The following is a 653-nucleotide window of genomic DNA, read 5'->3' on the forward strand; positions in this document are numbered from 1 at the left end:
GGCGCCGACGTCGATGTAGTAACCCGAGCCACGGCGTACGTATTTCATGAACAAACCCGATTCATCGTCGCCGAAATCGAGCATGAAACCCGCCCGGCTCAGGCGTTCATAGAAGTCCTTGTCGCGCTCCTTGATCGCGTCGAAGATCGGCCGATGAAACTGTGGCATGACTTTGTACGGAATCGAGGCGAACAGCAGGTCGGCCTTGTCCGTGGTCAGCCCCGACTCGAGCGCCTCTTCGGAATAAAGCCCGCCGAAAACCAGTTCCATCAGGCTGTCCGAACGCACGATGTGCGTGCTCGAACGTTGCACCATGGTCACCTCGGTGCCGTTTTCCACCAGATCGGCGCAGATGTCGTGGGCTGAATTGTTCGCGCCGATGACCACTGCGCGCTTGCCTTTCCACGCATCGCCGCCGGGGTGACGGCTGGAGTGATGTTGCTGGCCCTGGAAGTTTTCGGCGCCGGGATACACCGGCACATTCGGTACGCCAGACATGCCGGTGGCGAGGATCAGTTGCGTCGGTTGCAGGGTGATGCGCTCGCCGTTGCGCAGGACCTCCACGGTCCAGCGGCCAGTCTCTTCGTCAAACGTAGCGCCGAGGCATTCAGTGCGCGGCCAGTAGTTGAGTTCCATGACCTTGGTGTACATCT

The 653-nt window shown here is 60.2% G+C and carries 1 protein-coding gene; it reads right to left on the minus strand.

Annotated features, from left to right (window positions below; genetic code table 11):
- Positions 1 to 653: NAD(P)-binding domain-containing protein (locus tag OQK_RS01295; RefSeq protein WP_016770758.1), on the minus strand; the 653-nt coding region annotated here is incomplete at both ends.

The organism is Pseudomonas sp. R62 (genome assembly GCF_000257605.1).
GTDB lineage: Bacteria > Pseudomonadota > Gammaproteobacteria > Pseudomonadales > Pseudomonadaceae > Aquipseudomonas > Aquipseudomonas atacamensis.